This is a genomic window from Haloarcula amylolytica JCM 13557 (genome assembly GCF_000336615.1).
Classification (GTDB): domain Archaea; phylum Halobacteriota; class Halobacteria; order Halobacteriales; family Haloarculaceae; genus Haloarcula; species Haloarcula amylolytica.
Map to the genome: position 1 here is coordinate 136,538 of NZ_AOLW01000047.1, position 25,296 is coordinate 161,833.

The following is a 25,296-nucleotide window of genomic DNA, read 5'->3' on the forward strand; positions in this document are numbered from 1 at the left end:
CGAACCGGCTTCCTTATCAGCGCGCAGCCGTAGCCACAGCTATGGACTGTCGGCAGTGTGCCACGCCGCTCGACCGACCGGGCGACTACTGCCTGGTCTGTCACACTGCCAACACCGACGCCGTCGTCCTCGAACTCGACCGCGAGCGGGCGACGGTGACATCGCTGCTGGACGGGTCGATTGTGGGCCAGCGAACGGTGACGACGACGCCGGAGGGCGAGGGGAGCGACGAAACGGTCGTCGTCGAGCTCCGCAACTTCGCCGGCCTCGTCGCGGACGAGGTGCGACGGAAACGACCGGAGGAGGTGTACGTCACGGGCGACCGTGACGTCATCGCCGCCGTCCGCCCGCAACTGCACTACGAGTTCTTCCGCGTCGAGGGCGACGATCCGGTTCAGCGGGTCATCGACCGCCAGGGCGAGCCCGCGCTGGAAGTGGTCGACGCCGCGCCCTCGGAGAAACTCGGCGGGAGCCACTCGACGCTCATCGGCGGCCGGTCGGGCCAGCGAGTCATCCAGACCGTCGCCGGCCACCCCCACGTCAAGAAGGTCATCCCCGGCCCTATCGACGCCGGCGGCGCGAGCTCACCGACGGGCGTCCGAGCGAAGGCGACCCGCGCCGATGCTAACGGCAACGTCCGGGTGCTCATCCGCGACGGCTCCAGCGTGCAGGAGAACCGCGTCGTCACGACGGCCGGCGACCGCGAGCTCGGCGAGCACGTCCGGGCCGACCTGAACGAGGCGCTGCGAGAAGCTGAACTGCAAGAGTAGTGCTTGTGGTACTCTATTCACGCCACGACAACGCCGACAACGAGCACAGCGGCTACCGCGGCACCAACGACACCAGTCCGGTGAACAGCCGGTAACGCCGTCCGCACGTCGAGTATCATCGGACCTGCATGGAGCGCAGCGAGCGCCAGATAGCCGGTCGGGGCGACCAGCGGAAACGCGACGGCCCCGATAGTCAGCAGACAGAGGCCGACGACGCCCGCTCCGAGGTAGCCGCGGCCGCGCACGGGCTGACCGGCTCCTTCGAGGACGCCGCCGGTCCAGCAGTAGCCGATGGCCGTCGCGCCGACCCACGCGTGCCAGAATGCCAGTTGTTCGGGGACGACACTGAGGAGGCCGCCGACCGTCAGCGCCATCGCAGTGGTGTTGACCGTTCCCCAGGCGAGCATCGCGTCGGAGAAGCGGACCGAGTCCGGTGCGTGCAGGACCGTCAGGCCGACGAAGCCGCCGATCAAGACGACCCACAGCACCGTTGCGAGCAGCTGGCCGTTGGCGTGGTCGAGCCAGGTGAGCGCCTGGGTGCCGCCCCAGCCGAGCAGTCCGGCTGCTGCGCCCGAGAGCAAGAACTCCGAGGCCGTAAGCCGCCCGCTCGTGGCCGGTGCGACCCGCTGGAGGCGACTTCGGAGCCCGTCGAACGCTGCCATCGACCGACGGTTTGCCCGCCTCCCTCTTGAGTTCTCTAGGCTAGCTCCGCGGTCAGCAGGAGAATGCTGGGCGCGACGAGCAGGACCATACCGGCGAGTATCAGCACTGCCGGCACGACGAGCAGTCCCATCTCGGTGAACAGCCACAGCCCGAGCCCGCCCAGCAGCGCGACGAGACCGACGATTCGCACGAGCCATGTGACGATACCCTCGAACCCGGAGTCCGCGACGAGGTCGACGACGTCGAGTAGCTCGTCCATGTCAGTCGGTCGTTGCCGGCCGGGCCTGTTAATCCCTGTGGCCGTCGGTCGACCGGGCCGCATCTCGAAGGCCTTATGTGGCCGCTCGGCGGACAACAGACCACTATGGCTAGCAAGAGCGGAAAGACCGGCAGCTCGGGCCGTTTCGGCGCTCGCTACGGTCGCGTGTCCCGACGCCGCGTCGCGGAGATCGAATCGGAGATGAACGAGGACCACGCCTGTCCGAACTGCGGCGAAGACCGAGTCGACCGCCAGGGGACGGGCATCTGGCAGTGCAGCTACTGTGACTACAAGTTCACCGGCGGCAGCTACAAGCCGGAGACGCCTGGCGGCAAGACCGTCCGACGCTCCATTCGGGCCGCACTGTCCGAAGACGAGGAGTAAAGGACCCCCGTTCCTATCTCTCAACTATGAGCTACAAGTGTTCACGCTGTAAGCGCGACGTGACGCTGGACGAGTACGGCGGCGTTCGCTGCCCGTACTGCGGACACCGCGTCCTGCTGAAGGAGCGGTCACCCGACGTCAAAGAGATCAACGTCAACTGAGGCTGTCGGTACGCCGTTGACGGTCGACGGCCGACTGCGCCACGTTGCAAACGGCTTTTCTGGGACAGTCCCGCGACTGATACGACGACGCTCCCATTTCGAACAGTATGACTGCACAACACCAGACCCACCTCACCGCCGAGTACGACAGCGCCGACCGGGCTCGCGCTATCGAGCGGAGCATCCGTCCCGAAATCGACGACATCGAGGGCGACCGGACGACGGCGCGCCTCAGTCGGGACGGACAGCGGGTCGAACTCACTGTCGAGGCGGCCGACCTCGTCGCATTGCGGGCCGGCATCAATACGTGGCTGACGCTGCGTGGCGTTGCCGAGGACGCTCTGGCGGGACGGAAGTGACGAAAGCGGCGTCAGTCGAGCGTTACTGCCGGTATCGGTCCGGAACATAGGTCGCAATCGACTCGGGAACGTTGCCGAACACGACCGGGGCCAGGGTTGCCAGTCGACGCCGGAGGAGGCTGTACGTCGCACCGGTGACGAGGGCCGCGGCGACGACCCACCGGAACGGCCCGTCTAGAACGACGAACAGCGGCGAACCCACGAGTACCATCAGCCCCACATCCGACGGTGCACCGTCGTACTGTATCCATCGCTTCGGCGACCGCCATCGCCCGCGGACGTGGTCGTACACGGCGCGTTCGGACGTGCCTTCCCACGGGCGGAGTTCGAGGCCGCCGCCGTACCGGTCCATCCGGCAGTGGAGGGCAGCGCCCAGCAGTACGAACGTGAGCGCGACGAGCAGCGGTGTCTGGAGGATAGCGGCGAACCCGGCGGTCGGGAGCGCCGCGAGCGTGTACCCGCTTGGATAATGGAGGGTACGCCGATGACCCGAGTAGAGGTCGAGGTCGGGCAGAACGCCACCGACGAGGCCGCCAGCGAGCGCTACTGCGGCGTGGTCTGGCGCAAGGACGAGCAGCGGTGTCGCGATTGCGAGCCCCGCTATCGCGTGCGTCGGCAGCATCATATACCTGTACAAGGGGCCGTAGCCGGTATAAACACGTCGCTGGGTTTATTCTCCGTCGTACCCCAGTCCACTGCAATGAGCGATGGTGCCGGCCGTCCCGACAGCAGTCTCGGGGCTATCGACCTCGATGACACGTTCGAGAAGCTCTTTCGTGATGGGCGAACAAACGCGATCATCGCGTGGATGCTCGTCGCGATTCTCACGGCTGTGTTCGTCGAAAGCGTCCTCGATATCGACTACCAGTGGATACTGCTCGTCGGTGTCGTCGGCTTCGTCGTCCTCGTGCCGCCGGTGGCGTTCCGCGAGTGGCGCGTCATGCTGCCCTGGGAACTGCTCTTTCTCGCCTGCCTGCCGATCTTGGTCCGCGGCCTCGTCGGGGGGACGGTCGGAACCTTTGCCACGTATGTCTCGCTGGCAGCGCTGTCGCTACTCGTCATCGTGGAACTGCATATGTTCACCGAGCTGGAAGTCACACACTGGTTCGCCGTCTGTCTCGTCGTCTTGACGACACTCGCCGCCGTGGCGGCCTGGACGGTGTTCCGGTGGAACGCCGACCGGTTTCTCGGGACGTCGTATCTCACGACCAACGAGGCGCTGATGACCGAGTGGCTGTACGTCACCCTCGCCGGACTCGCCGCGGGTGTGTTGTTCGATGGCTACTTCAGACGGCGGGACCGCCGCCTCTGGCGTGGTCTCCGACGGATGGTGCGGCGATGAGGCTGCCCCGACCGTCGATGCGGAACCAGCGGCGGATCACCCGCGCGATGCAACTCGTCTTGCTCGGGCTGGTCGGCTACGGCATCGTCGCCGGCCAACCGAAGCCGATCACGAACGGCGGTATCGGCCTGCTCGTCACGTTTCTCCCCGCGGTGATGCGGCGAAACTACAATCTGGCCCTGGACCCGTGGCTCGCCCTCTGGATCACGACCGCGGTGTTCCTGCACACCCTCGGGTCGGCCGGGCTCTACGGACAGATCGGTTGGTGGGACCACCTCACCCACGCGATGTCGGCTTCGCTCATCGCCGCGTTCGGGTACACGACGGCCCGGACCATCGACCTCCACAACGATTCGATTCACATCCCCAAGCGCGTCTTCTTCGTGTACATCTTCGTCGTCGTGCTGTCCTTCGGCGTGATCTGGGAACTGTTCGAGTTCGCGCTCGATATCATCGCCACCGAAACGGGTGTCACGATGCCGCTGGCGCAACACGGCCTCGACGACACGGTCCGGGACACGATGTTCAATTCGCTCGGGGCGCTCCTGGTCGCGGCGTTCGGACAGGCCCACCTCACCGATGTCGCAGAAACCCTCCGAGAGCGGCTGTCCGTTGTCGACTGACTCGGATGTGTCACTGGACCCGTTGCCGGGATGATAGCTGGCGGGACTGTGGTGACTGAACACAGTGCGTCATCGGTCCGAGCGTTTTCTGTCCGATGGGCTACGACAGGAACCGTGTTATCCCCGATGGGGTAGCCACTGTGTCGGCAAACGTGTCGGCTCGTTGTCTGGAGCTGCTGTGGCCGCCGAACAGTTATTATGCCTCAGTAAAGTGGTTGAACAGCATACCAGGGCGATGATTGGGAATGGCCTCGACGACGTCGCGTTTGCGGGAGCGAGACGGACCGGCGCTGCCAGTCGAGACATCGAAGTCGTGTATCTCGATTCCGACGCGACGGCACGAGAGCAGATACACGAGGTTCTGGCGGATCACAGCGCCGAGATGACGGTGACGAGCGTGGCAACGACGGATGCCGCGTTGGAGGCTGCCGCGTCGACAGCGGTCACCTGTCTCGTCCTCGACCCGACTGGACTGGGCGATATCCCGGCCCCACTGGTGTCGAACGACCGCTACCCGGTCGTCCTCTACACCGACGCCACTGCACCGGACAGCGCTGCGACTGTCTTCGACGATGCAGAGACGGTCGTCAGGAAACAGGGGGACGGACAGCCGACGTTTCTGGCGGAGAAGATCGTCAGCGTCGTGTCGGCGTCGGCCGATCGGACCGAATCCGCGCTCCGAGATGCGCTGTCCGGAATCGAATCGCGCGCTGAAGCGAACGAAATCGCTGTCCTGCTGGCGGATGACGGGACGGTACACTGGTCGAGCGACTCGGTGTCGACGTTCGTTGACCGCCTCGACGATACCCGCCGGGTCGAGGGCTTTTACGACGCCATGGCCACAGCGCTTCCCGACACGCCTGGCGGCCGTCGACAGCTACAGCGACTCCGGGACACCCCGACCGAACCGGTTGCGGTCCGGGTTCCGGGTAGCGACCGCGACCAGTACCTCCTTCGACACGGGCACGAGCTACCGGACGCCGCTGGGGGACTCACGCTCGTCCTGCTGCGAGACATCACCGAGACTGCACGACGTGATGCCCGCATGGCGCTGCTGGATCTCCTCGTCGAGCAGGCACAGGACGGCCTCTACACGCTCGACGAACGTGGTGTCATCGACTTCTGTAACGAGTCGTTCGCGGCGAACCTCGGGTACGAGCCGGACGAACTGTGTGGCGAACACGCCTCGACAGTGCTGGCCTCCGGTGAACTCTCGAAGGGGCAGGCGACTGTGGAAACGCTGCTCGAAACGCCTGGGCAAGAGAGCACGACTGCCGATCTGACGTTCTGTCGGAAAGACGGTACCGAACGGGAGGTGTCGATCAACTATACGCTGATTCACGACGAAGCCGGCAACTACAGCGGGTTGATCGGCGTCGCTCGGGACATCACGGAGCGCTGTAACCGCGAGCGGGAGTATCAGGAGATGACTGAGCGATTGAATCTCGCGCTCGAAGGCGCGGAACTCGGCGTCTGGGACTGGAACCCCAAAACCAACGATGTCACCTTCGACGAGCGCTGGACCGGGATGCTCGGCTACACCACGGACGAACTGGAGCCACACTACGAGACGTGGGCCGACCTCGCCCATCCAGACGACCTCGACCGAGTGGAACAGGCGCTCGCGGAACTGAAGTCCGGGGAGACCGATCTGTATCAGAGCGAGTTCCGGATGCGGACGAAAGACGGGGAGTGGCGATGGATCCGGGACATTGGCAAGGTGTTCGAGTGGAACGACGACGGCGAGGCGATCAGGGCCGTCGGGATCCATCAGGACATCACCGAAGAGCGGAAACGTCAGGATGCGATCGAACGACAGCGCGACGAACTGGCGACACTCAACGGGGTCAACATGCTCATACAGGACCTCATTCACGCTTTGGGTGGTGCCGCGACTCGCCACGAGACTGCAGAGACAGTGTGTGAGCGCATTGTCGAATCGGACCTCTGTGAGCTAGCGTGGATCGGTGAGCGAGCCGGCGCGGACGATAGACTCGTGCCGAAAACGGTAGCCGGCGACAATAGTGACGTTCTCGACGAACTCATCGTTAGTGACGGGAACGACCAAGTGCTGTGTGAAACAGCCCTCGTGACAGGTGCGGTCCAGACGATACAAGACTGCGGCGACCCGGCCGAATTCAAGCAGTGTGGGGCCGCTGCTCGCGAGGAGGGGTTCAAGTCCGCCGCAGCGATTCCACTGGTTCAGGGAAACACTGTCCACGGCGTTCTCTGCGTGTACGCCGACCAGCCAGCGGCGTTCGGCGGCCGAATAGCTGACAGTTTCGCTGTCCTCGGTAAAATGGTCGGGTACACGCTCGCCGCGGTCCAGAACAGGCAACTCCTGTCTGACGATACCACGCTCGAACTGACATTCGAATCGGAATGCCCCGACATACCCCTTGTCTCGGCGGCGAATGCGTACGGGTGCCGAATCGAGGTCGTCGAATCTGTCGATACCGAGCCGACGCACCTCCTCTATGTCTCCGTCGACCACGGGCCGCCCGATGCAGTCTCTGCGCACCTCTGTTCTCATGCGGAGATTCTCGGCTCGCGGGTCGTCCGTGCAGACGATGCCAATGGTATCATCGAGCTGCAGGTTACAGAAACCGTCCAATCGCTGCTTCTCGATGTCGGTGCTCGCTGTCGGACGGTGGTTGCCGACGATGGGGCGCTCTCCATTACTGTCGAGGCCTCGCCGGATGCCGACTCCCGGGCGATACGGGACGCAGTCTCCGACCGGGTGCCTGAGAGCACGCTGACGGCAAAGCAGGAGTGCGACCGGACAGACGACATACTTGACGTCGAAACGGACCCACGCAACCACCTGACTGACCGCCAGAAGGAAGTCCTCCGCACGGCCTTCCTGACGGGCTACTACGCCTGGCCCCGGGATACGAACGCCGAGCAACTGGCAGAGAGGCTCGGTATCGCGTCACCGACGCTCCATCAGCATCTCCGGCGAGCGCAGCGGAATCTCATCGACGCTGTGTTCGATATGCAGTGATACGCGACGGTGACGCTGTTGGCAATTACAGCCAGCGCGTTCGACGGGTACCTAGCCGCCTAGGTACAGAGTTAATAATATTGGAGGCTATTAATTTAATGCGCGTAAATGAGTAACCAAAGGAATGGAGGGTCTCAGAGTGACCAGTGGTGTGGGATGACGCCGTCGGACAGAACGCTGTCTACGGCGGATGTAGACGACGTGTTCGAGGTTTTGGCTGATTGGCGGCGCCGGGCCGTCTGTCACTACTTCGCGAGCGGTGACCAGACGGCCGCTGACGTCACGGCGCTAGCCTCGGCAATATCGGAGCATGGAGAGACGAGCACGGTCGATGCAACAGATACGTCACCCTCGACGATCCGAACACAGCTCGAAGAGGAGCACCTGCCAGTCCTCCACCGGATCGGGCTCATCGACTACGACGAGCGAAGCGGCGCAGTGAAGTACTGGGGGTCCCCGACCGTAGAAAAGTGGGCTGACCACGCGGAAGCTGTCACGCAGCGGACCGACTTCTAATCGACCGGCGGGCCGCATCTGGGGGGATGTGGCCTGTCGGAGCCACTACTCCTTTTTAATAGGGGTCCGAACGCCGGAGCATGGATCTCCCACCGGTCGGACTCGGCACGATGGGTATCGAGGACGAGTCCGTCGTTCGGACGGCCATCGACTGTGGCTACCGCCACCTCGACACCGCTCAGATCTACGACAACGAAAGTACTGTGGGTGCAGGCATCACCGCCGCCGACACCGATCGGGCTGACCTGACTGTCGCGACGAAACTCTGGATCGACGCCCTTGAGGCGACCGCTGTCCGTCCAAGCACGGAAGCCAGCCTCGACCGACTCGGTCTCGACGCCGTCGACCTCCTGTACGTCCACCGCCCGCGTGGCGACTACGACCCCGAAACGACGCTGCCTGCCGTCGAGGCCGTGCGCGAGGCGGGACTGACCGAGCACGTCGGGCTCTCGAACTTCGAGCCGGACCAGTTGACTGTCGCGCGCGAGCACCTCGACGGAATTGCTGCACACCAAGTCGAGTTCCATCCGCTATTCTGGCGCGAATCGCTGCTCGCTGACGCCCAGAAACACGGCTACCCGCTGGTCGCGTACGCACCGCTGGCCGGCGGTCGCGTGTTCGAGGACCCGACCGTCGTCGACATCGCCGACCAGCACGACACGTCGCCGGCCGCCGTCAGCATCGCGTGGGTGACCAGCTACGAGAACGTCGTCACAATCCCGAAGGCGTCTTCCCGACCCCATCTCGAGGCCAACCTCGCCGCTGCCGACCTGGAACTGACCGACGCCGAAATTGCGCGCATCGAGGCCATCGAGCGTGAAGAAGAGCTGTTCCCGGAGTGATGCTTGCCCGGAGCGGTTAGCTGTTGGCCGTTTTTCATATCATTCTCACGGGGTGAGCGTCGCTTTCCGAAGTCTGAATATAAACCGAATACCGATACCGTTTGGCCATACGGTCTTAAGTGGTCCTTTCCTATATTGGATGTATGACAGCTGCCAGTACCACTGCAACGACAGTACTCCAGGCGACACAGTCAGACGTGCTCCAGGAGATACAGTCGAATTTCCTCCTGAACTCATCGCTCTGGGTGAACATCGCGCTGGCGGGCGTGGTCATCCTCCTGTTCGTCGCGATGGGTCGGGACATCGAGTCGCCCCGTGCAAAACTCATCTGGGTTGCGACGATGCTGGTTCCGCTGGTCTCGATTTCCAGCTACGCCGGTCTGGCCTCGGGCCTGACGGTCGGCTTCCTGCAGATGCCGCCGGGCCACGCTCTCGCCGGGCAGGAAGTCCTGTCACCGTGGGGCCGCTACCTGACGTGGACGCTCTCGACGCCGATGATTCTCCTGGCGCTGGGCCTGTTGGCCGACACCGATATCGCGTCGCTGTTCACCGCCATCACGATGGACATCGGGATGTGTGTGACCGGCCTCGCCGCCGCACTAATTACTTCCTCGCACCTGCTGCGGTGGGTATTCTACGGCATCAGCTGTGCGTTCTTCGTCGCGGTGCTGTACGTCCTGCTCGTCCAGTGGCCGGCCGACGCAGAAGCTGCCGGGACGAGCGAGATATTCGGAACGCTCAAGCTCCTGACCGTGGTCCTCTGGCTCGGCTATCCGATTCTCTGGGCGCTGGGTTCCGAAGGGGTGGCCCTCCTGGGCGTCGGCGTCACCTCGTGGGGCTACTCCGGTCTCGACATCCTCGCGAAGTACGTCTTCGCGTTCCTGCTCCTGCGTTGGGTCGCCGCCAACGAAGGCACCGTCTCGGGGTCCGGGGCGAGTATCGGCTCCGGCGGCGCTGCGCCCGCAGACGACTGAGATACGCGTCGCGAACGCTCCTCTTTATTTTGCCCGTTCTATACATCTCCCGGCCGCTGTTCTTCCCAACCGCGCCCACTCAGTACCCTTCGTGGTGGTCACCCAATCGCCGGCTGTAGCTGTCGCAATTGGCACTCGCCGGCACCTGAGTCGCTCACAATCCACCGAAGTCAGAAACGAATATGAGACAGCGTTCGATTGACTAGTCTGTATGCCCTCCCCTTTCGAAAACCCGGTCGTTCGCTACGGTATCCCACTGGTCAGCGCCGCGGTAGTTGCGGCTGTCGCGTTCCTCTTCCTTGAGGGAACGATACGGTACGTCGCACTCGGTATCGCTGCGCTCGAAGTTGTGGTCACGCCACAGATTCTGAAACAGGCGGCGTCGAACGCATAGTCGGGGACGGGTCGTACTCCCGTCCTCGTGTCGGATACAGTGTGTAGCCCTGCGGCTGTCCCTCAAGACATGCCGAACTCGAACCGCTGCGAGGCAGTGCGCTCGCGTATCGCTACGCTCGCGCTCGCTGTTTCGAGGTCCCTATGGAGAGATTCGCTGTCGGTCCTGCTGGACTCACTGCGTTCGTCCCGCTGGCTCTCAGGTCTTCGCCGCTCACGGGTCGTTCCTCCCCGTCGTCGGGCGGTGGTACCGCCCGACTGCCTGCGGGACCTTCGGTCCCGCTCTGCTCGCGATTCCGAGGTTCTTCCCCGCGGTCAGAACCTCGCTTCCTACGGGCTCAGACGCTGCCGATCTCGCGGGAACAGAACCGCTTCTCGGATGTTCTCTAACCCGAGCATCGTCATGATGAGGCGCTCGCCGCCGAGGCCCCAGCCGGCGTGGGGCGGCATGCCGTACTTGAACATCTTGGTGTAGTACTCGAAGGCTTCCGGGTCCAGGCCCTGCTGTTCGAACCCTTCGACGAGGTGGTCGAAGCGGTGCTCACGCTGGCCGCCAGAGACCAGTTCCATCGACGGGTGCATCATGTCGAAGCCGGTCGAGACCTCCTCGTCGTCGTCGTGGTCCTTGATGTAGAACGGCTTGATCTCGCTGGGCCAGTCGGTGATGAAGTAGTGCTCGCCGACTTCCTGCCCGAGGACGTGCTCAGCCTCGGTCGAGAGGTCGTCGCCCCACACCAGCGGCTCGTCGAGTTCGCCGGTGGCGTTGATGCGGTCCAGGGCGTCCTCGTAGGTGAGTCGCGGGAAGTCGCCCTCGGGGGCCGCGAACTCGTCTTCGAGGCCGAGCGCTTCCAGTTCGTCCTGACAGTTCTCGGCGACGCCCTCGTAGGCGGATTGGACGACGTGTTCGCAGGCGTCCATCGCTTCGGTGTGGTCGTAGAACGCCGACTCGAAGTCGATTGAGGTCGCTTCGTTGAGGTGCCGCGGCGTGTTGTGCTCCTCGGCGCGGAAGATCGGGCCGATCTCGAAGACGCGTTCGAGGCCGGAGCCGACCATCAGCTGCTTGAACAGCTGCGGGCTCTGGTTCATGAACGCTTCCTGCCCGAAGTAGGTGATCGGGAACAGCTCGGTCCCGCCTTCGGTCCCCGTAGCGACGATCTTCGGCGTGTTGATCTCCGTGCAGTTGAGGTCGCGGAACGCCTCGCGGACCGACCGGAGGACCTCTGCGCGGATCTCGAAGATGGCCTTAACCTCGTCCTTGCGGAGGTCGAGCGTGCGGTTGTCGAGGCGGGTCGGCAGTTCGGCGTCGACCTTGCCCGAGGGGTCGAGCGGGAGTTCGGGGTCGGCTTCCGAAATCACGTCGACGGACTCCGGCGTGACTTCGACGCCGGTCGGGGCGCGCGGCTCCTCCTCGACGTCGCCGGTGACCGAGATGACCGACTCGCGCTGGACGTTCAGCCCCGTCTCCACGAGGTCGTCGTCCATCTCGTCTTTCTCGAACTTGACCTGAATCTTTCCGGTGGTGTCCCGAAGGATAAGGAAGGCGATTCCACCGAGGTCTCGGATCTCGTGGACCCAGCCGGCGACGGTGACCGTGTCACCCGGCGCTGCGTCCGTCGTGTAGGTTCGGTTTTCCATGGACGTTGGTTCTTGTGGGCCTAACTTAAGAACAGTCTTTCGAGGCGAGGGCGCAGGTCCCTCTCGGACGCGGTGGTCTCGGGACAAGACGCCATTGATGCGCAGGCCCGGCAGAAGCGATAGCTCGGTGCCGTGTAAACAGAGTAGCCGTTGACAGTGTGTTTTATATGAAACACTTTCAAATCCGACTACATGGCCCTCCCCCGATGGTTTCCCGTCGCACGGAAAGAGGCAGTCGCGTTACTCAAATCGAAAGGAACCTGGATACTTGCGCCCCTGCTCGTCGTCTGGGGGTATGGTCCCACATACGAGAGCTGGGACGTGCTCGGCCCGAACGTCACGGTCGGCTTCGTTCAGGTCGCCGGGTCAATCCTCCTCCCGCTGGGTGTGCTGTTGCTGACGTATCGGTCGATTATTCAGGAGCGCACGTCGGGCAGTTTGAAATTCCTGCTTGGACTGCCCCTCACGCGAACTGATATTCTCATCGGCAAGGTCTTCGGTCGGAGCGTCGGGGCTGTGCTCCCGTTTGCCCTCGCAACAGTTATTCTCGGCGTGATTGGCGGTGTCAAGTTCGGCCTGTTCTCCCCGTTACGTTTCATCGGCGTGTTTCTGGTGACAGTGCTGTACATCGTTGTGCTCGTGTCAGTCGCAACAGCGGCATCGGCAGTCACGACCAGTACGGTCCGTGTGACTGGCGCGCTGTTTGGCGGTTTCTTTCTGATCTTGACGCTGGGGTGGAAACGCATCGGCGTCAGTATCTATTCCGCTGTGACGGGCAACGCAGTCAATCCGTTCGAACCACCGGCTGACGGTCTATTGTTCGCTATACTTCGGTTTTCGCCGGGTCGAGCGTACCGAACTGTAACGAACTGGATACTCGGAACGGGGAACTCCGGTGGCCTGTACACGTCAGTCATCGACGTGCTGTATCGCGGCATCTCCACCAATGAGTACGTCGTCGATGCAACGTTCAGTGGACAGTTAGTCCCGGTCTACCTGCACGAATCGCTTGGCCTCGTCGTACTGCTCTTCTGGGGTGTCGTCCCGCTGGCACTGGCCGGCTATCGGTTCAAGCGAGGTGACCTCGCATGACGCCGCCGGCAATCGAGACCGACGGGCTTTCGAAGCAGTACGGCGAGACTGTTGCGCTTGATGCGCTGAACATGACCGTTGCACAGGGCGAGGTGTACGGCTTCCTCGGCCCGAACGGTGCCGGGAAGTCGACCACTATCAATCTGCTGATGAACTACATCAAACCAACGTCGGGAACGGCCCGCGTTCTCGGCCACGACCCGTGGAACGATGTCGTCGCCTGCCACCAGCGCGTCGGTATCTGTCCCGACCGCTTCGAGACCTACGAGTCGCTGTCCGCGCGGCGGCACCTCGAACTGGTGATCGATACGAAGCGTGCGGACGACGACCCACGAGCACTGCTCGAGCGCGTGGGACTGGCCGACGCTATCGAAAGACCCGCTGGCGAGTTCTCACAGGGGATGGAACAGCGGTTGGCACTCGCGATGAGTCTCGTCGGGGAGCCGGACCTCCTGATTCTCGACGAGCCGTTCACCGGGCTCGACCCCCACGGCGTCGCGCTGGTGCGAGATGTTGTCGAAGCCGAGTCCGAACGCGGTTCGACGGTGTTTTTCTCCAGTCACGTCCTCGGGCAGGTCGATCTGGTCTGTGACCGCGTCGGGATTCTCTACGAGGGGGACCTCATTGTCGAAGGGACCCTTCCGGCGCTCCGGGACACCTGTGACCTTTCGTCTGACGCGACAGTCGAAGACATCTTCATGACACTGACTGACGGCTCCGCTCACGCCGGGGCGGTGGACGCATGAACCGCCGCCAGTATCTGGCCGTGTCGACGGCGGCGCTGTCCGGTCTCGCCGGCTGTCTCGGCGATACCGAGTACACTATCTCCAGCGTGGAGACCGAGGATGGTTCGCACCCGCTGGCACTCGATGTAACACCGGCTGACCGGGCTATCGAGATCGAAAGCCCCGGTCGGCTGGACATAACGCTCCGAAACACCGGGACACAGGACCTCAGAATCAAGAACACCGGCGTCTGGCCACTCGGGGTGTTAGGACTGGTTTCAGCAGGCGATTCGGGGTCGCTCGACGTCTTACTACTGACTGACGAGTATGCGGAGGTAGATACCGTCGAGATACGGCCAAACGGGGCGAACAAAGACAACGCCCCACTCACCGGAACGCTGGAGGCTGGTGAATCCATCGAGCGGCAGTACGAACTCATCGGGCGGCGGGTTTCAGGTGCCGGCACGTACACGCTGCAGGGCTACTTTGACGAAGTTCCCCTCTCCTACCGCACTGGCGAGAATACCGACTGGGTCGCGTATCACCCGACGGTAACCGTAACACTCACCGAACAGTCGGTGCTTTCCTGAGACACAGCGGCGTCTGTGGCTCGAATCCCCATAGCGAGTCGCCGTGTTGCTGGCGAACCACAGCGGAGTGTCGAGGACAGTCGGGCGATACCAAGGCGTCGGGACAATATCCTGAACCTTTGTACTGGTAGCCGTCAAAACAGCCGACATGGCCGACGCGGAGTACCCTATCGACGATCTGGACCGGAACATCATCTACGCGCTCCAGCAGGATGCGAGACACACGTCGGCGAGTGAGATCGCTGAATCGCTTGATGTCTCCGCACGAACTGTTCGGAACCGAATCACAAAGCTCGAAGAGGCCGGCGTTATCGCCGGCTACGATGTCGATGTCGATTACGAGGCTGCGGGGTATCAGCTCCATACGCTCATCGTCTGTACGGCACCGATCCACGAGCGCGAGGAGGTCGCACAGCGGGCGCTCGAGGTGTCCGGCGTCGTCGCCATCCGGGAAGTCATGACCGGAGCCGACAACGTCCACGTCGAGGTGGTCGGCACCGACGGCAACGACCTGAGCCGCATCGGCAGGGACCTCAACGACATCGGACTGGAGGTCGTCGACGAGGACCTTATTCGGAACGAGTACACCCGGCCGTTCCACCAGTTCGGGCACGACGACCCCGGTCCAGACACTAAGTAATATAAACTTCCGAAAATTGATTATATGCATAAATAGATCCGGAATCGGAAACAGGTCCTAGATATTTATCGGATGTCGGAACCAATGGGTGCGTATCGGTCGGGTAGCTCCGACCTCTACGAACCCATGATCTCGCTTACAGGACTCCGCGAACGAGTGGACGACGACATCGACCCCCCGTCGGTGCTGGTCATCAGTGACTGTCACGTCGGGTCTGAGGTAGTAACGACGTTAGATCGAGGTACCGATGCCTGTCTCGTCACCGACCACGACGGCGTTGCCGGGCAAACGCCCGACGACACCCGCGTGGTAGTCGGTGACGGGCGGGAGCGTGCTGTGCTTCAGGACGCCGGGGCCGAAACGACCGATGTCGCCCTGATCTCGATGCAGACGGACCACGGGGCGTTCCTCGTGACACAACTGCTTCGGACGCAGTTCGATGTCGAAACCGTGGTCGTCGTGCTCAATGACCCACAGCATCGATCGGCGTTCGAGTCGGCTGGCTCGACGGTGATCTGTGGCTCACGCATCCTGGCGACGGAACTGGAACGCGCTGTGGAAACAACGCTCCAGACGGCCGAAATCGCCTAACAATGGCAAAGGACCTGGAACGCGACCTCGGACTGCTGTCAGTGGTAGCGATATCCATCGGCGCGATGGTCGGCAGTGGTATCTTCATCTTGCCGGCGCTGGCGGTGAAAGACGCGGGGGCCGGCATCATCGCCGCCTACCTTCTCGCGGGCGTGCTCGTGCTCCCGGCCGCACTCAGCAAGGCCGAAATGGCGACAGCCATGCCGGAGGCCGGCGGCACGTACGTCTATATCGAGCGGTCGATGGGGCCGCTACTGGGCACAGTTTCGGGACTCGGAACGTGGTTCTCCCTCTCGTTCAAGGGCGCGCTGGCGCTCGTCGGCGGCGTGCCGTACCTCGTCCTCCTCTTCGATCTGCCAATCAAGCCGGTTGCCATCGGGCTCGCCGCCGTCCTCATCCTCGTCAACATCCTCGGCGCGGAACAGACCGGCCGACTCCAGATTGGCATCGTCGCCGTGATGCTCGTGGCTATCGGCTGGTTCGTCGCCGGTGGCGGTCCGGCAGTCAACACCGCGAGTTACGGCGGGATGTGGGACTACGGCGTCGAGGGTATCTTCGCCGCGACCGGCCTGGTGTTCGTCTCTTTCGCGGGCGTGACGAAGATCGCCTCCATCGCCGAGGAGGTAGAAGACCCGGACCGCGTCATCCCACTCGGGATGCTGGGCTCGCTCGGCTTCACGACGCTGTTGTACGTGCTCGTCGTCGCCGTTGTCGTCGGCGTCATCCCGCTCGACCAACTCGCCGGGAGCACGACGCCCATCGCGGACGCGGCCGAGGCGACGCTGGGAACTGCTGGCGTCGCGGCCGTCGTTCTCGCGGCGATTCTGGCGCTGGTCAGCACGGCCAATGCCGGCATCCTCTCCTCGTCGCGGTACCCGTTCGCCATGAGCCGTGACGGCCTCGCGCCCGGCCTGTTCAGCACGGTCAGCGACCGGTTCGGCACGCCGGTGACCGCGATCACGCTGACCGGCGGCGTAATGTTGCTCCTCATTCTCTTCGTCCCGATCCTGGAGATCGCGAAGCTCGCGAGCGCGTTCAAGATCCTCGTCTTCGCGCTCATCAACGTCGCGCTCATCGGCTTCCGGGAGAGCGACGCCCCGGACTACGACCCCTCCTTCGAAGTGCCGCTGTACCCGTGGACGCCGATATTCGGCACCATAACCGGCTTTGCCCTGCTGACGCAGATGGGCCTGATCGCGATCGTCGGGGCCGTCGGTATCGTCGTCGGCAGCATCGTCTGGTATCTGGGTTACGTCCGGCCGCGAGTCACGAGGGAAGGGGCGATCAAGGAGTCCGTCCGCCGGAGCATCGGCGACCGCGCGCTCGACCGGACCGAGGAGACGCTCGATGAGACGACAGAGACCTCCGTGCTTGTCGCGCTCCCCGAAGGCTCCTCGCGACAGAGTGAAGCGACACTGCTGGAAATCGGGGCCGCGCTCTCGCCAGCCGGCAGCAGTCTCTCGGTCGTCCAGTTCGACGAAGTGCCCGACCAACAGCCCCTCGATTACGCCTCCGGCGTCCAGTCCTCTGACGACCTCGAGTTCGAGTGCCGGACCGACACGCTGGCGGCTGAGTTCGATGTTCCCGTCGAGTACGGTGAACTCGTAAGCCACCACCCCGAGCGGGCCGTCGCCAACGCGGTCGACGAGCGGGACGTCGACGTGCTCCTGGTGGAACGGGGCGCGTCGTTCGAGGACTCGCTGTTGGGCGACAGTATCGACCGCATCCGGAAACAGACCGACTGTGACACCATCGCTGTCGACGCACAGTCCCTCGAATCGTTGGAAACAATCACGCTGGTCACGACCCGCGGCCCGTACGACCCGCTGAAAGTCCGCGTCGGCAACGCTGTCGGGACGGAGACCGGAGCCGACCTCCAGTTCCTCTACCCGCTCGACGAGCGCCAGTCCGCGGAGGAACGCCAGCAACTCGAAGCGTACCACGACGACCTGCTGGACCTCTGTGACGTGCCGACGGAGCGGACCTTCGTGGACCGGCAGGACCTCTCATCGGCGATAGACGCGGCTGACAGCGACAGAACGCTCCTGATACACGCGAACAACGGTGGACTCGCGGCTCGTACGTCAAACGACGACGGGTCTACGCAGTCAGCAATTCAGGACAGCGACCACGCGTCGATGGAAGTAGACACGAAACGCCATCCGGGGGGCGTCGTCGGTCGATTGCTCGAGCGGCTGGCGTTCTAGCTACTTGACCGTCGCCGTCGCGTCTTTCGCGCCTTTCACCGTCTCTCGAACCGCGTCGACACCCTCGTCGTGGACGAGGTCGCCGACGACGATGGTGTCCGCGTGCTGTGCCATCGTGCGGGCGGACTCGTAATCGTGGATGCCACCGCCGTAGAACAGCGTGGCGTCGTCGAGGATGTCCGCGGCGGCGGCGACGATGTCGGTGTCGCCGAGCATCCCCGAGTACTCAACGTAGACGATCTCCTGCCCGAGGAGGTGTTCGGCGGCTTCGGCGTAGGCGGCCACGTCGTCCGCGTCGAGGTCGCAGTTGGCCTGCGTGTAGGACGCCACCGACGCCTCCGGGTTCATCACGATGTAGGCCTCGGTGAAGGTCCGCGACCAGTCGATATCGTCGTCCATGCGTATCCACTCCTTGTGCGCGCCGGTGATCCAGGCCACGTCGCCGGCGTTCATCACGACCGGGATGAGATAGCCGTCGTGACGGTCGCTGTGGACGACCGATGCGGGGTTGGACGGCTCGATGTACACGGGGATGTCGTGTTTCCCGCAGGCGTCGACGACCCGCTTCATCTTCTCCTCCGTCATCCCGGTCGTCCCGCCGACCTCGATGGCGTCGGTCCCCGTCGCCGCGACGTCTTCGAACGTCTCTCCGTCGACCAGCGTCTTGTCGGGGTCTATCTTCACGATGTGGTCCCAGTCCGCCCAGTCGCTCATACCTGCCAGACTTGCGCGTGGCCGTATAACCGCTTCGGATACACCGACCACAGTGGGTCACACTGACAGCCCGCCCAAACAGCCACGCTGACAGCCCACCCGAACAGCCAGATAGCGACCGAGTGGTGTCGGCCCCATACGTATATCTCCGAAGATTTATGATGACTATGTTACAATCGTCAGACAATGACCGCGGACAAGCGCCGGTACGTCGTCGCTGCTATCCGGGCCGCGCTCGTTCTCACAGGCGCTGTCGTAACGGTGGCAGTGCTGTACTCGTTTTCGACGATGCCGACAGCGTCACCGTCCGGCAACGGCTTCGTCCGCGGGCTCTCGTATCTGTTCGGTAGCGTTTTCTTTATTCTGGCGCTGGGCGGTGCCGGACTCGGCATCGCCTTGCCATCGCTGCTGGGGGCTGAGGACGCGCTGGCGTTCGACCGCTGGCAACGCCGCTGTCTCCAGGGCGCTGGCGGCCTCTTCGTCGGAGGTTTCGTCGTCGGACTGACGGCAGGACTGCTCACCGAGTTGCAGTTCGGTCTCTTTCTCTGGCTCGTCGCCATCGTCCTTGCCGTGCTCGTCGTCAGTTGCGTCTTGGTCTGGCGACTGTTCGAGGTGTTCGTTACCGCACTGGTTCGCCTCATCGCCGCGGAGACCGGCGAGTGACGCGCACAGTTCCCGCCGTACTACGGTAACGCTGATACCGGCGGCAACCGAACACGCCAGCCGTGCAGCGACTTACGACAGTCGAGACGGTCCACGAGGACGGGTCGTGGCTGTTCACCGCCGAAGACGCCTACGGCGACCTGGAGGAGGTCGTTCTCGTCCCCTGCGAGGACGGCGTCGAGGCATGGGTGAACCGATGTACGCACGAGGCACAGCGGTTCGACACCGGGCGAGGCGTCCCGATGCGGGACGACCAGCTCATCTGTCCCCGACACGGCTCCCTGTTCGACGCCTGTGACGGCGGCTGTGACAACGGCGACGCCGCGGGGACGACGCTCCCTGGCGTCGAAATCTCGGAGACTCACGGCGACGTGTTCCTCACGGACGACGACTACACGTTCGCCCACGAGGGCGGTATCGATGACGACGACGGCCCGAGTTCCACGTCTCACCTCCAGCTGTGACCACTGGCCACAGCATCGACCGGGACCGACTGCGGGCGGGCGTCGTCGAGTGCCCGCTCTGTGAGCGCCAGATTCCCGAGCCGGTGGCACACGCGGTCGTCTACGGTGCCGTCGACCCAGTCACAGCCGACAACGCGGAGGCCGTCGAGTGTCCGATCTGTGACGGCGTGACGTTCGTCGCCGACTGACCGGGCCGAATGTTAGGCTTCCAGTTCGTCCTGCCACTCCCGGACCTGCGTGGCGCTGACACCCTGCACCTCGGTAGCGACGATGTCGGGGTCGGCCTCCCGGAGCGCCGCCAGCGAATCGACGCCGGCATCGCCGAGCTTCTCCGCGGTCGCCGAGCCGATGCCGCTCAGGTCTTCGAGGTCCTCGACGGCGGTGCGGGCCTGGTACTCCTCGTAGTTGCAGATGGGACAGCCCAGTTCCCAGGGGTCGTCGCTGTCGGCGTCGATGACCAGCTCCGGGAGGTCGTGCTCCTCGCAGAACGCCTCGGTCACCGAGATGTCGCCGTTGCGGGGCAGCGGCAGCGAGTAGTCACAATCGGGGTAGCGCGTACAGCCGACGAGCCGGGAGCCTGAGCGGAGGTGTTTGATGGCCAGCTCGCCCCCCTCTGCTTCGTCGCCGTCGCCTCGTTGTTCCTCCGGAGCAACGCCGCATTCCGGACACGGCCCGATGACCTCGTCCTCGCTCTCGTCGGCCTTCTCGGCCTCACAGCGGGGGCAGCCGTGGACGAAGGTGTCCCGGCCGGCGAGCATCTTGACGTGGTGCATGTCGTGTTCCTCGCAGTGGTCTTCGAGCACCTGCGGCTCACCCGTCGACGGCAGCGGCAGCGTGTTGCGACACTCGGGGAAGCCGTCACAGCCGACGAAGTACGACCCCTGGCGCGAGCGCCGGACCAGCATGTCCTCGCCGCATTTCGGACAGGGGCCGAGCGTCTTGTCGGCTTTCAGCGACTCCTGGAGGTGCTCGCCGATCTCCTCGCGGGAATCGCGCAGTTCGTCGAACACCCGCTTGAGCATCTCGCGGGACTCGTCAGCCACCGTATCGAGCGACTCCTCGCCGTTGGCGATGGCGGTCATGTCAGCCTCTAGCCGGGCGGTCATCTCGTCGCTGACGACGTGGTCGGCGAACTCCTCGGCGGCCTCGACGACGGCCATCGCCAGCGTCGTCGGGCGGGGCGGGTCGCCCTCGATGTAGCCGCGGTCGTACAGTTTCTCGATGGAGTTGTGTCGGGTCGACTTCGTCCCCAACCCTTTATCCTCCATGGTCTGAATGAGCCGCGACTGGCCGTAGCGACGCGGCGGCTGGGTCTGTTTGGCTTCCATCCGCACCTCGGAGATGGCCAGCTCTTCCCCTTCCTCAACGTCGGGGACGTGGTTCTCGCTGGCGCTGGAGTAGGGGTACACCTCGTGGTAGCCCGGTTCGACCAGGCGCTTGCCGTTGGCCTTCAGCGAGCGGCCGCCGGCGTCGGCGACGACGCGGAGGTGCTCCCACGTCGCGGCCTCGGCGACCGTCGCGAAGAACCGTCGGACGACCAGTTCGTAGATCTCCCACTCGTCGTCCGAGAGGTCGACCTTCGGCGGAATCTCGCCCGTCGGGTGGATGGGCGGGTGGTCGGTGGTCTCCTCGTCGCCCTCGGTGGCGGTGATGTCGTCTTGCTCCAGCAGCTTTTCGGCGTCCTCGCCGAAGTGGCCGGCACCGACGAACTCGTCGAGCAGGGCGTCCTCTTCGAGGTCGTCGGGATACACCGTGTTGTCCGTTCGCGGGTAGGTGATGTAGCCGGTGGTGTACAGTTCCTCGGCGATAGACATCGCCTGCTGGGCGGAGTAGCCCAGCGAACTGGCGGCGGAGATGAAGGCGGTGGTGTTGAACGGCGTCGGCGGGCTGTCGGTGCGGGTCCGGCGGCGGACGCTCGTCACCGTCGCCGCGTCGACGCCCGTCAGGTCGGCGTAGGCGTCGTCGGCGTCGTCCTCGACCCAGACCCGCTCGGCCTCCTTCCCGTCGTCGTCGTAGAAGTACTGGGCCTCGAAGCCCGAGCCGTTCTTCTGGAGGTCGGCGAAGATCTCCCAGTAGTCCTCGGGGTCGAAGGCCTGGATCTCGCGCTCGCGGTCGACGATGAGCTTCAGCGTCGGCGACTGGACCCGACCAACGGAGATGAAGTCGTCGCCCAGTTGCCGGGCCGACAGCGAGAGGAAGCGAGTGAGTGCTGCGCCCCACACGAGGTCGATAATCTGGCGGGCCTCGCCGGCGGCCGCCAGGTCGAAGTCGATGTCGTCGGGGTTGGCGAAGGCGTCCCGGACCTCCCGCTCGGTGATCGAGGAGAAACGGACGCGGTCGACGGGCGCGTCGGTCTCCTCGCGGATGAGTTCGTAGGCCTCCTTGCCGATGAGTTCGCCCTCGCGGTCGTAGTCTGTCGCAATAGTGGCCTCGTCGGCCTCCCGGGCCAGTTGCTTCAGCGTCGTGACGATGTTCTCTTGGGTCGGCTCCTTCGTCACGTCGGCGTCGATGAGTTCCACCGGCTCCACGTCGCGCCAGTCGTTGTACTCCTCGGGGAAGTCGACGCCGACAACGTGGCCGGAGAGGCCGACGACGCGGGTGTTCCCCCACCGATAGACGTTGACGCCGTTTTGCCGGCTCGCGGACGCGCTCCCCTCGGAGAGGATCTCCGCGATGCGGCGGGCGGCGTTGTCCTTCTCGGTGATAATCAGCCGCATCAGACACCACCTGTCTCTGTCATTACCCGTCGCTACGGAGTCAATTGTTCTAAAGGCTTTCGGGAAAATCAGGCGACAGCGCGGGTGTGCGGGCGCTTGCGGGGCCGCTCGCGCTCGCGCGGAGGTAGCCCTTTACCACTCCGGCCCCGGCTCCACGCTATTCCCTTTACCACTCCGGCCCCGACTTCACGCTACTGGCGGCCACGGCGCTACTCACCACTTCGATGCACTCTTGACACTGCCACCCCGACTGCCGGTATGGATCGCCGGACGACCAAACTCCTCCGCGGAACCGCCGCCGCACTCGTCTTCTCGACGGCGGCGTTTCACCTCTGGTGGGGTCTCCCGCGAAGCATCATCTACGCGCAGGCGATCGAGGGACTGTTGGGACAGGGGCTCCCGCCGGACCCCCGCCCGTTCCTGTTTGTCGCCTTCGCCGCGGTGTTGCTCGCCGGCCCGTATCTCATCACCCGGGGCGTCATCGGCCTGCGGAACGCCTACATCGCCGGGACGCTCCTCATGATCACGTCCATCGCCGGCTGGGTGTTCTGGCACGCTACTGGACACGGTGCCTTCCTCGTCGAGGGGTTCTCTGCACCGTCGTCCGGTGGCGGCGGACACCACGGCGGGAGTACCGCGTTGCTGATACTAGACCATTTCAACACTGAACCGACCGAATCAGCTATCAAGACCCTCGAAGCCCTCGCCGCTGCGATATTCGTCACGCTGCTGTGGAAGGACCCCGCGATCATCCCGGGCGAGCGGCGCGAGAGCGTCGAGTCGAACGCGTCGAGCGAATCGTAGCACGCAGCTCAGCGTAGCGGCTATCGGGCCGGCCTCTCAAATCAAATTCACCTGTACGATTCAGGATCGATTCGGCAAGGAAACGGCGGTATCGTGACATTTATCATCAATAGTATGTCTCTTGTTACAGGATGGAAACCTCTATCCCGGATGTGATATGGGACCCAGGGATGGACCGGGTGTTCGAGGCGTTGTTTACCCGCCGTCGACGAATGATTCTGTTTATGGTAAAACAGAGTAGTCCACGGCCGATTGTCGACTTTCTCCCCAGAAGTGCCGGGGCCAGAAACACCGAAACCGAACTCCGCCACGACGACCTGCCGCGGCTGGCCAGTCTGGCATACATCGACTGGGACCGAGCGGCCGATGAAGTATCGCGGGGCCAGCGATTCGACGAAATCGAACCGATGCTCGACCTGCTCGAGAACCACGCTGATGAACTGCCGGCCGACTGGCCACAGCGGTGACTGTGACAACTCACCACTGTGCCGCGCAGGCCGAGTAGGACGCTGTCTTAGCTCTCTAACTCCTCGCGAAGCAGCCCGTTCACGTCGCCGGGGTCGGCGCTCCCGCCGGTCTTTTGCATGACCTGCCCGACGAGGAAGTTGATTGCGCCGTCCTCGCCGTTATGGTAGTCCTCGACGGCGTCGGGGTTTTCGTCGATGGCGTCCACGACAGCCTGCTGGACCTCGTCGCCGGAGGTCTTGCCAAGCCCTTCGCGGTCGACGACAGCGTCGGGGCCGTCGCCCGTGTCGAGCATCTCCCGAAGCACGGTCTCGTGCGCGTTTTTCGCCGTGATATCGTCCTCGGCGACGAGTTGGACGAGCCGGGTCACCTCGTCGAAGCGGTCGTCGATATCGGTGATGGCCATGTCGCGGTAGTTCAGTTCGCCGAGTAGATTGTCGGCGACCCAGGTCGCAGCGAGGTTGGCGTCGAAGCGCTCGGCCACGTCCTCGAAGAAGTCCGCCACCTGCTTCGTGCTCGTGAGCTTCGAGGCGGCTTCCTCGCTGAGGCCGTACTCCGCGACGAACCGCTCGCGGCGGGCGTCGGGGAGTTCCGGAATCGGGACCTCGTCCTTCCAGTGGCTCACGCGAAGCGGCGGCAGGTCGGCCTCCCGGAAGTAGCGGTAGTCTTTCTCCTCTTCCTTCGAGCGCATCGACACCGTGTTGCCGTGCGTTTCGTTGAAGTGGCGGGTCTCCTGCTCGACGGCGCGGCCCGACTGGATGAGCTTCCGCTGGCGGGAGGCCTCGAAGGAGAGCGCCTGCTCCGCGCCCTTGTGACTGGAGATGTTCTTGACCTCGGTGCGGTTGGCGTCTTCGAGGACGGATTCGTCGATGTCACCGTCGTCGTCCACCTCGCTGGCGTCGACCATCGAGAGGTTCGCGTCGATGCGGAGGCTGCCGTCCCGCGTCGCGTCGAACACGCCCAGGTACTCAAGCACTTCTTCGAGCTTTTCGAGGAACGACCGGACCTCGCCCGGCGCGCGAAAGTCCGGCTCCGTGACGATTTCCATCAGCGGCGTGCCGGCGCGGTTGTAGTCGATGAGCGTGTAATCCGCGCGTTCGATGGAACAGGTCCGGGACTCAAGCGGCCCAGTGCCCTCGCGGACGTGCTTGATGGAGCCCGGATCCTCTTCGAGGTGCGCCCGGCGGATGTCGACGCTGCGGCGCTCGCTCTCGACGGAAAATTCGAGTTCGCCGTCCTGGCAGATGGGCGAGTCGTACTGCGTGATCTGGAAGTTCTTCGGGAGATCGGGGTAGTAGTAGTTCTTCCGGTGGAAGGTGGTCTCCTCCGGGATGTCGGCGTCGATGGCCTTGCCGACCTTCACGGCGGCCTCGACCGCCCCCTCGTTGATGACCGGGAGCGCGCCGGGAAGGCCAAGACACACCGGGCAGGTGTGGGTGTTAGGTTCGGCATCGGCCACGTCGGTCGAACAGCCACAGAAGATCTTCGTCTCCGTCTCGAGCTGGACGTGGACCTCCAGCCCGATGACGGCCGCGAGCTCGCGGGCTTCGGACGCTTGCGCAGTCATTGTCCGGGATTCGGTGGCGCGTGGCTAAAGGCTAACGACCCTGTACAGTGTCGGGAGGGGACTCGATCCATCGGACCGGACGTATCACTCGGACTGCCAATGTCTGACGTAGGTATAAGTGTCCACAATGGC

29 protein-coding genes are annotated in these 25,296 nt (G+C 64.0%); 22 read left to right on the plus strand and 7 right to left on the minus strand.

Annotated features, from left to right (window positions below; translation table 11 throughout):
• Positions 1–41: 41 nt before the first annotated feature.
• Complete coding sequence (locus C442_RS17210; protein ID WP_008312700.1) at positions 42–770, plus strand: DUF2103 domain-containing protein; 729 nt, start codon at positions 42–44, stop codon at positions 768–770.
• A gap of 17 nt (positions 771–787) precedes the next feature.
• Here the strand turns inward: C442_RS17210 and C442_RS17215 are convergent, their stop codons facing one another.
• Both C442_RS17215 and C442_RS17220 read right to left on the minus strand, forming a co-directional pair.
• A complete protein-coding gene (locus C442_RS17215) occupies positions 788–1,432 on the minus strand; it encodes a hypothetical protein (RefSeq protein WP_008312703.1) in 645 nt (214 codons plus the stop codon).
• 35 nt (positions 1,433–1,467) lie between these two features.
• The gene (locus tag C442_RS17220) at positions 1,468–1,692 is read right to left on the minus strand and encodes a hypothetical protein (RefSeq protein ID WP_008312705.1); all 225 of its coding nucleotides are present in this window, start codon (positions 1,690–1,692) and stop codon (positions 1,468–1,470) included.
• Between the two features lie 75 nt (positions 1,693–1,767).
• Here C442_RS17220 and C442_RS17225 point away from each other — a divergent pair, with 75 nt between their 5' ends.
• The 3 genes from C442_RS17225 (at position 1,768) to C442_RS17235 (ending at position 2,596) form a co-directional block, all read left to right on the plus strand.
• Entirely contained in the window at positions 1,768–2,076 is a 309-nt protein-coding gene (locus C442_RS17225; RefSeq protein ID WP_004591489.1) for a 50S ribosomal protein L37ae, read from the plus strand.
• A 26-nt stretch (positions 2,077–2,102) separates the two neighbouring features.
• Complete coding sequence (locus C442_RS17230; protein WP_004517024.1) at positions 2,103–2,237, plus strand: DNA-directed RNA polymerase subunit P; 135 nt, start codon at positions 2,103–2,105, stop codon at positions 2,235–2,237.
• 107 nt (positions 2,238–2,344) lie between these two features.
• Positions 2,345–2,596 (plus strand): KEOPS complex subunit Pcc1, encoded by a 252-nt coding sequence (locus tag C442_RS17235; protein ID WP_008312710.1) that lies wholly within the window; start codon positions 2,345–2,347, stop codon positions 2,594–2,596.
• Between the two features lie 22 nt (positions 2,597–2,618).
• Here the strand turns inward: C442_RS17235 and C442_RS17240 are convergent, their stop codons facing one another.
• Positions 2,619–3,221, minus strand: coding sequence for a metal-dependent hydrolase (locus C442_RS17240; RefSeq protein ID WP_008312711.1), 603 nt, complete (start codon positions 3,219–3,221; stop codon positions 2,619–2,621).
• A 75-nt stretch (positions 3,222–3,296) separates the two neighbouring features.
• Here C442_RS17240 and C442_RS17245 point away from each other — a divergent pair, with 75 nt between their 5' ends.
• The 7 genes from C442_RS17245 to C442_RS17275 all read left to right on the plus strand — a co-directional run bounded on the left by C442_RS17245 (position 3,297) and on the right by C442_RS17275 (position 10,291).
• Positions 3,297–3,938, plus strand: coding sequence for a hypothetical protein (locus C442_RS17245; RefSeq protein ID WP_008312713.1), 642 nt, complete (start codon positions 3,297–3,299; stop codon positions 3,936–3,938).
• 17 nt (positions 3,939–3,955) lie between these two features.
• Positions 3,956–4,561, plus strand: coding sequence for a hypothetical protein (locus C442_RS17250; RefSeq protein ID WP_008312715.1), 606 nt, complete (start codon positions 3,956–3,958; stop codon positions 4,559–4,561).
• Between the two features lie 235 nt (positions 4,562–4,796).
• A complete protein-coding gene (locus tag C442_RS17255) occupies positions 4,797–7,565 on the plus strand; it encodes a PAS domain S-box protein (protein ID WP_008312717.1) in 2,769 nt (922 codons plus the stop codon).
• A gap of 156 nt (positions 7,566–7,721) precedes the next feature.
• A complete protein-coding gene (locus C442_RS17260; protein ID WP_008312718.1) occupies positions 7,722–8,081 on the plus strand; it encodes a DUF7344 domain-containing protein in 360 nt (119 codons plus the stop codon).
• 80 nt (positions 8,082–8,161) lie between these two features.
• Positions 8,162–8,923, plus strand: a complete 762-nt coding sequence (locus C442_RS17265) for an aldo/keto reductase (protein WP_008312720.1) — start codon at positions 8,162–8,164, stop codon at positions 8,921–8,923.
• Between the two features lie 143 nt (positions 8,924–9,066).
• On the plus strand, positions 9,067–9,897 hold the full coding sequence (gene hop, locus C442_RS17270; protein ID WP_008312723.1) for a halorhodopsin: 831 nt from the start codon (positions 9,067–9,069) through the stop codon (positions 9,895–9,897).
• A gap of 211 nt (positions 9,898–10,108) precedes the next feature.
• Positions 10,109–10,291 (plus strand): hypothetical protein, encoded by a 183-nt coding sequence (locus tag C442_RS17275; protein WP_008312725.1) that lies wholly within the window; start codon positions 10,109–10,111, stop codon positions 10,289–10,291.
• A gap of 329 nt (positions 10,292–10,620) precedes the next feature.
• On the opposite strand, the gene aspS is transcribed toward C442_RS17275, so the two are convergent.
• A complete protein-coding gene (aspS, locus tag C442_RS17280; protein WP_008312727.1) occupies positions 10,621–11,925 on the minus strand; it encodes an aspartate--tRNA(Asn) ligase in 1,305 nt (434 codons plus the stop codon).
• A gap of 192 nt (positions 11,926–12,117) precedes the next feature.
• Between aspS and C442_RS17285 the strand changes: the two genes are divergently transcribed.
• From C442_RS17285 to C442_RS17310, 6 genes are all read left to right on the plus strand, one after another.
• Positions 12,118–13,017 (plus strand): ABC transporter permease, encoded by a 900-nt coding sequence (locus tag C442_RS17285; protein WP_008312728.1) that lies wholly within the window; start codon positions 12,118–12,120, stop codon positions 13,015–13,017.
• Positions 13,014–13,763, plus strand: a complete 750-nt coding sequence (locus tag C442_RS17290) for an ABC transporter ATP-binding protein (protein WP_008312730.1) — start codon at positions 13,014–13,016, stop codon at positions 13,761–13,763. The genes C442_RS17285 and C442_RS17290 overlap by 4 nt, the downstream gene beginning before the upstream one ends.
• A complete protein-coding gene (locus C442_RS17295) occupies positions 13,760–14,332 on the plus strand; it encodes a hypothetical protein (RefSeq protein WP_008312732.1) in 573 nt (190 codons plus the stop codon). Before C442_RS17290 ends, C442_RS17295 begins: the two co-directional genes overlap by 4 nt.
• 148 nt (positions 14,333–14,480) lie before the next feature.
• A complete protein-coding gene (locus C442_RS17300; RefSeq protein WP_008312734.1) occupies positions 14,481–14,972 on the plus strand; it encodes an Lrp/AsnC family transcriptional regulator in 492 nt (163 codons plus the stop codon).
• A gap of 126 nt (positions 14,973–15,098) precedes the next feature.
• Positions 15,099–15,563 carry an NAD-binding protein gene (locus C442_RS17305; RefSeq protein WP_049943084.1) on the plus strand — a complete coding sequence of 155 codons (465 nt, stop codon included), beginning with the start codon at positions 15,099–15,101 and terminating at the stop codon, positions 15,561–15,563.
• Between the two features lie 2 nt (positions 15,564–15,565).
• On the plus strand, positions 15,566–17,770 hold the full coding sequence (locus tag C442_RS17310) for an APC family permease (protein WP_008312736.1): 2,205 nt from the start codon (positions 15,566–15,568) through the stop codon (positions 17,768–17,770).
• On the opposite strand, the gene C442_RS17315 is transcribed toward C442_RS17310, so the two are convergent.
• Complete coding sequence (locus tag C442_RS17315) at positions 17,771–18,484, minus strand: phosphoglycerol geranylgeranyltransferase (protein WP_008312737.1); 714 nt, start codon at positions 18,482–18,484, stop codon at positions 17,771–17,773.
• Between the two features lie 186 nt (positions 18,485–18,670).
• Between C442_RS17315 and C442_RS17320 the strand changes: the two genes are divergently transcribed.
• The 3 genes from C442_RS17320 (at position 18,671) to C442_RS17330 (ending at position 19,799) form a co-directional block, all read left to right on the plus strand.
• Complete coding sequence (locus tag C442_RS17320; RefSeq protein ID WP_008312738.1) at positions 18,671–19,147, plus strand: hypothetical protein; 477 nt, start codon at positions 18,671–18,673, stop codon at positions 19,145–19,147.
• 62 nt (positions 19,148–19,209) lie between these two features.
• On the plus strand, positions 19,210–19,611 hold the full coding sequence (locus C442_RS17325) for a Rieske (2Fe-2S) protein (RefSeq protein ID WP_008312739.1): 402 nt from the start codon (positions 19,210–19,212) through the stop codon (positions 19,609–19,611).
• On the plus strand, positions 19,608–19,799 hold the full coding sequence (locus tag C442_RS17330) for a hypothetical protein (protein WP_008312741.1): 192 nt from the start codon (positions 19,608–19,610) through the stop codon (positions 19,797–19,799). Before C442_RS17325 ends, C442_RS17330 begins: the two co-directional genes overlap by 4 nt.
• A gap of 12 nt (positions 19,800–19,811) precedes the next feature.
• On the opposite strand, the gene C442_RS17335 is transcribed toward C442_RS17330, so the two are convergent.
• Positions 19,812–22,328 (minus strand): DNA topoisomerase I, encoded by a 2,517-nt coding sequence (locus tag C442_RS17335; protein ID WP_008312743.1) that lies wholly within the window; start codon positions 22,326–22,328, stop codon positions 19,812–19,814.
• Between the two features lie 258 nt (positions 22,329–22,586).
• On the opposite strand from C442_RS17335, the gene C442_RS17340 reads away from it, so the two are divergent.
• Together C442_RS17340 and C442_RS17345 are read left to right on the plus strand one after the other, a co-directional pair.
• Complete coding sequence (locus C442_RS17340) at positions 22,587–23,132, plus strand: hypothetical protein (RefSeq protein WP_008312745.1); 546 nt, start codon at positions 22,587–22,589, stop codon at positions 23,130–23,132.
• Between the two features lie 170 nt (positions 23,133–23,302).
• The gene (locus C442_RS17345) at positions 23,303–23,599 is read left to right on the plus strand and encodes a hypothetical protein (RefSeq protein WP_008312747.1); all 297 of its coding nucleotides are present in this window, start codon (positions 23,303–23,305) and stop codon (positions 23,597–23,599) included.
• A gap of 47 nt (positions 23,600–23,646) precedes the next feature.
• On the opposite strand, the gene gatB is transcribed toward C442_RS17345, so the two are convergent.
• On the minus strand, positions 23,647–25,164 hold the full coding sequence (gene gatB / locus C442_RS17350) for an Asp-tRNA(Asn)/Glu-tRNA(Gln) amidotransferase subunit GatB (protein WP_008312749.1): 1,518 nt from the start codon (positions 25,162–25,164) through the stop codon (positions 23,647–23,649).
• Positions 25,165–25,296 lie beyond the last annotated feature (132 nt).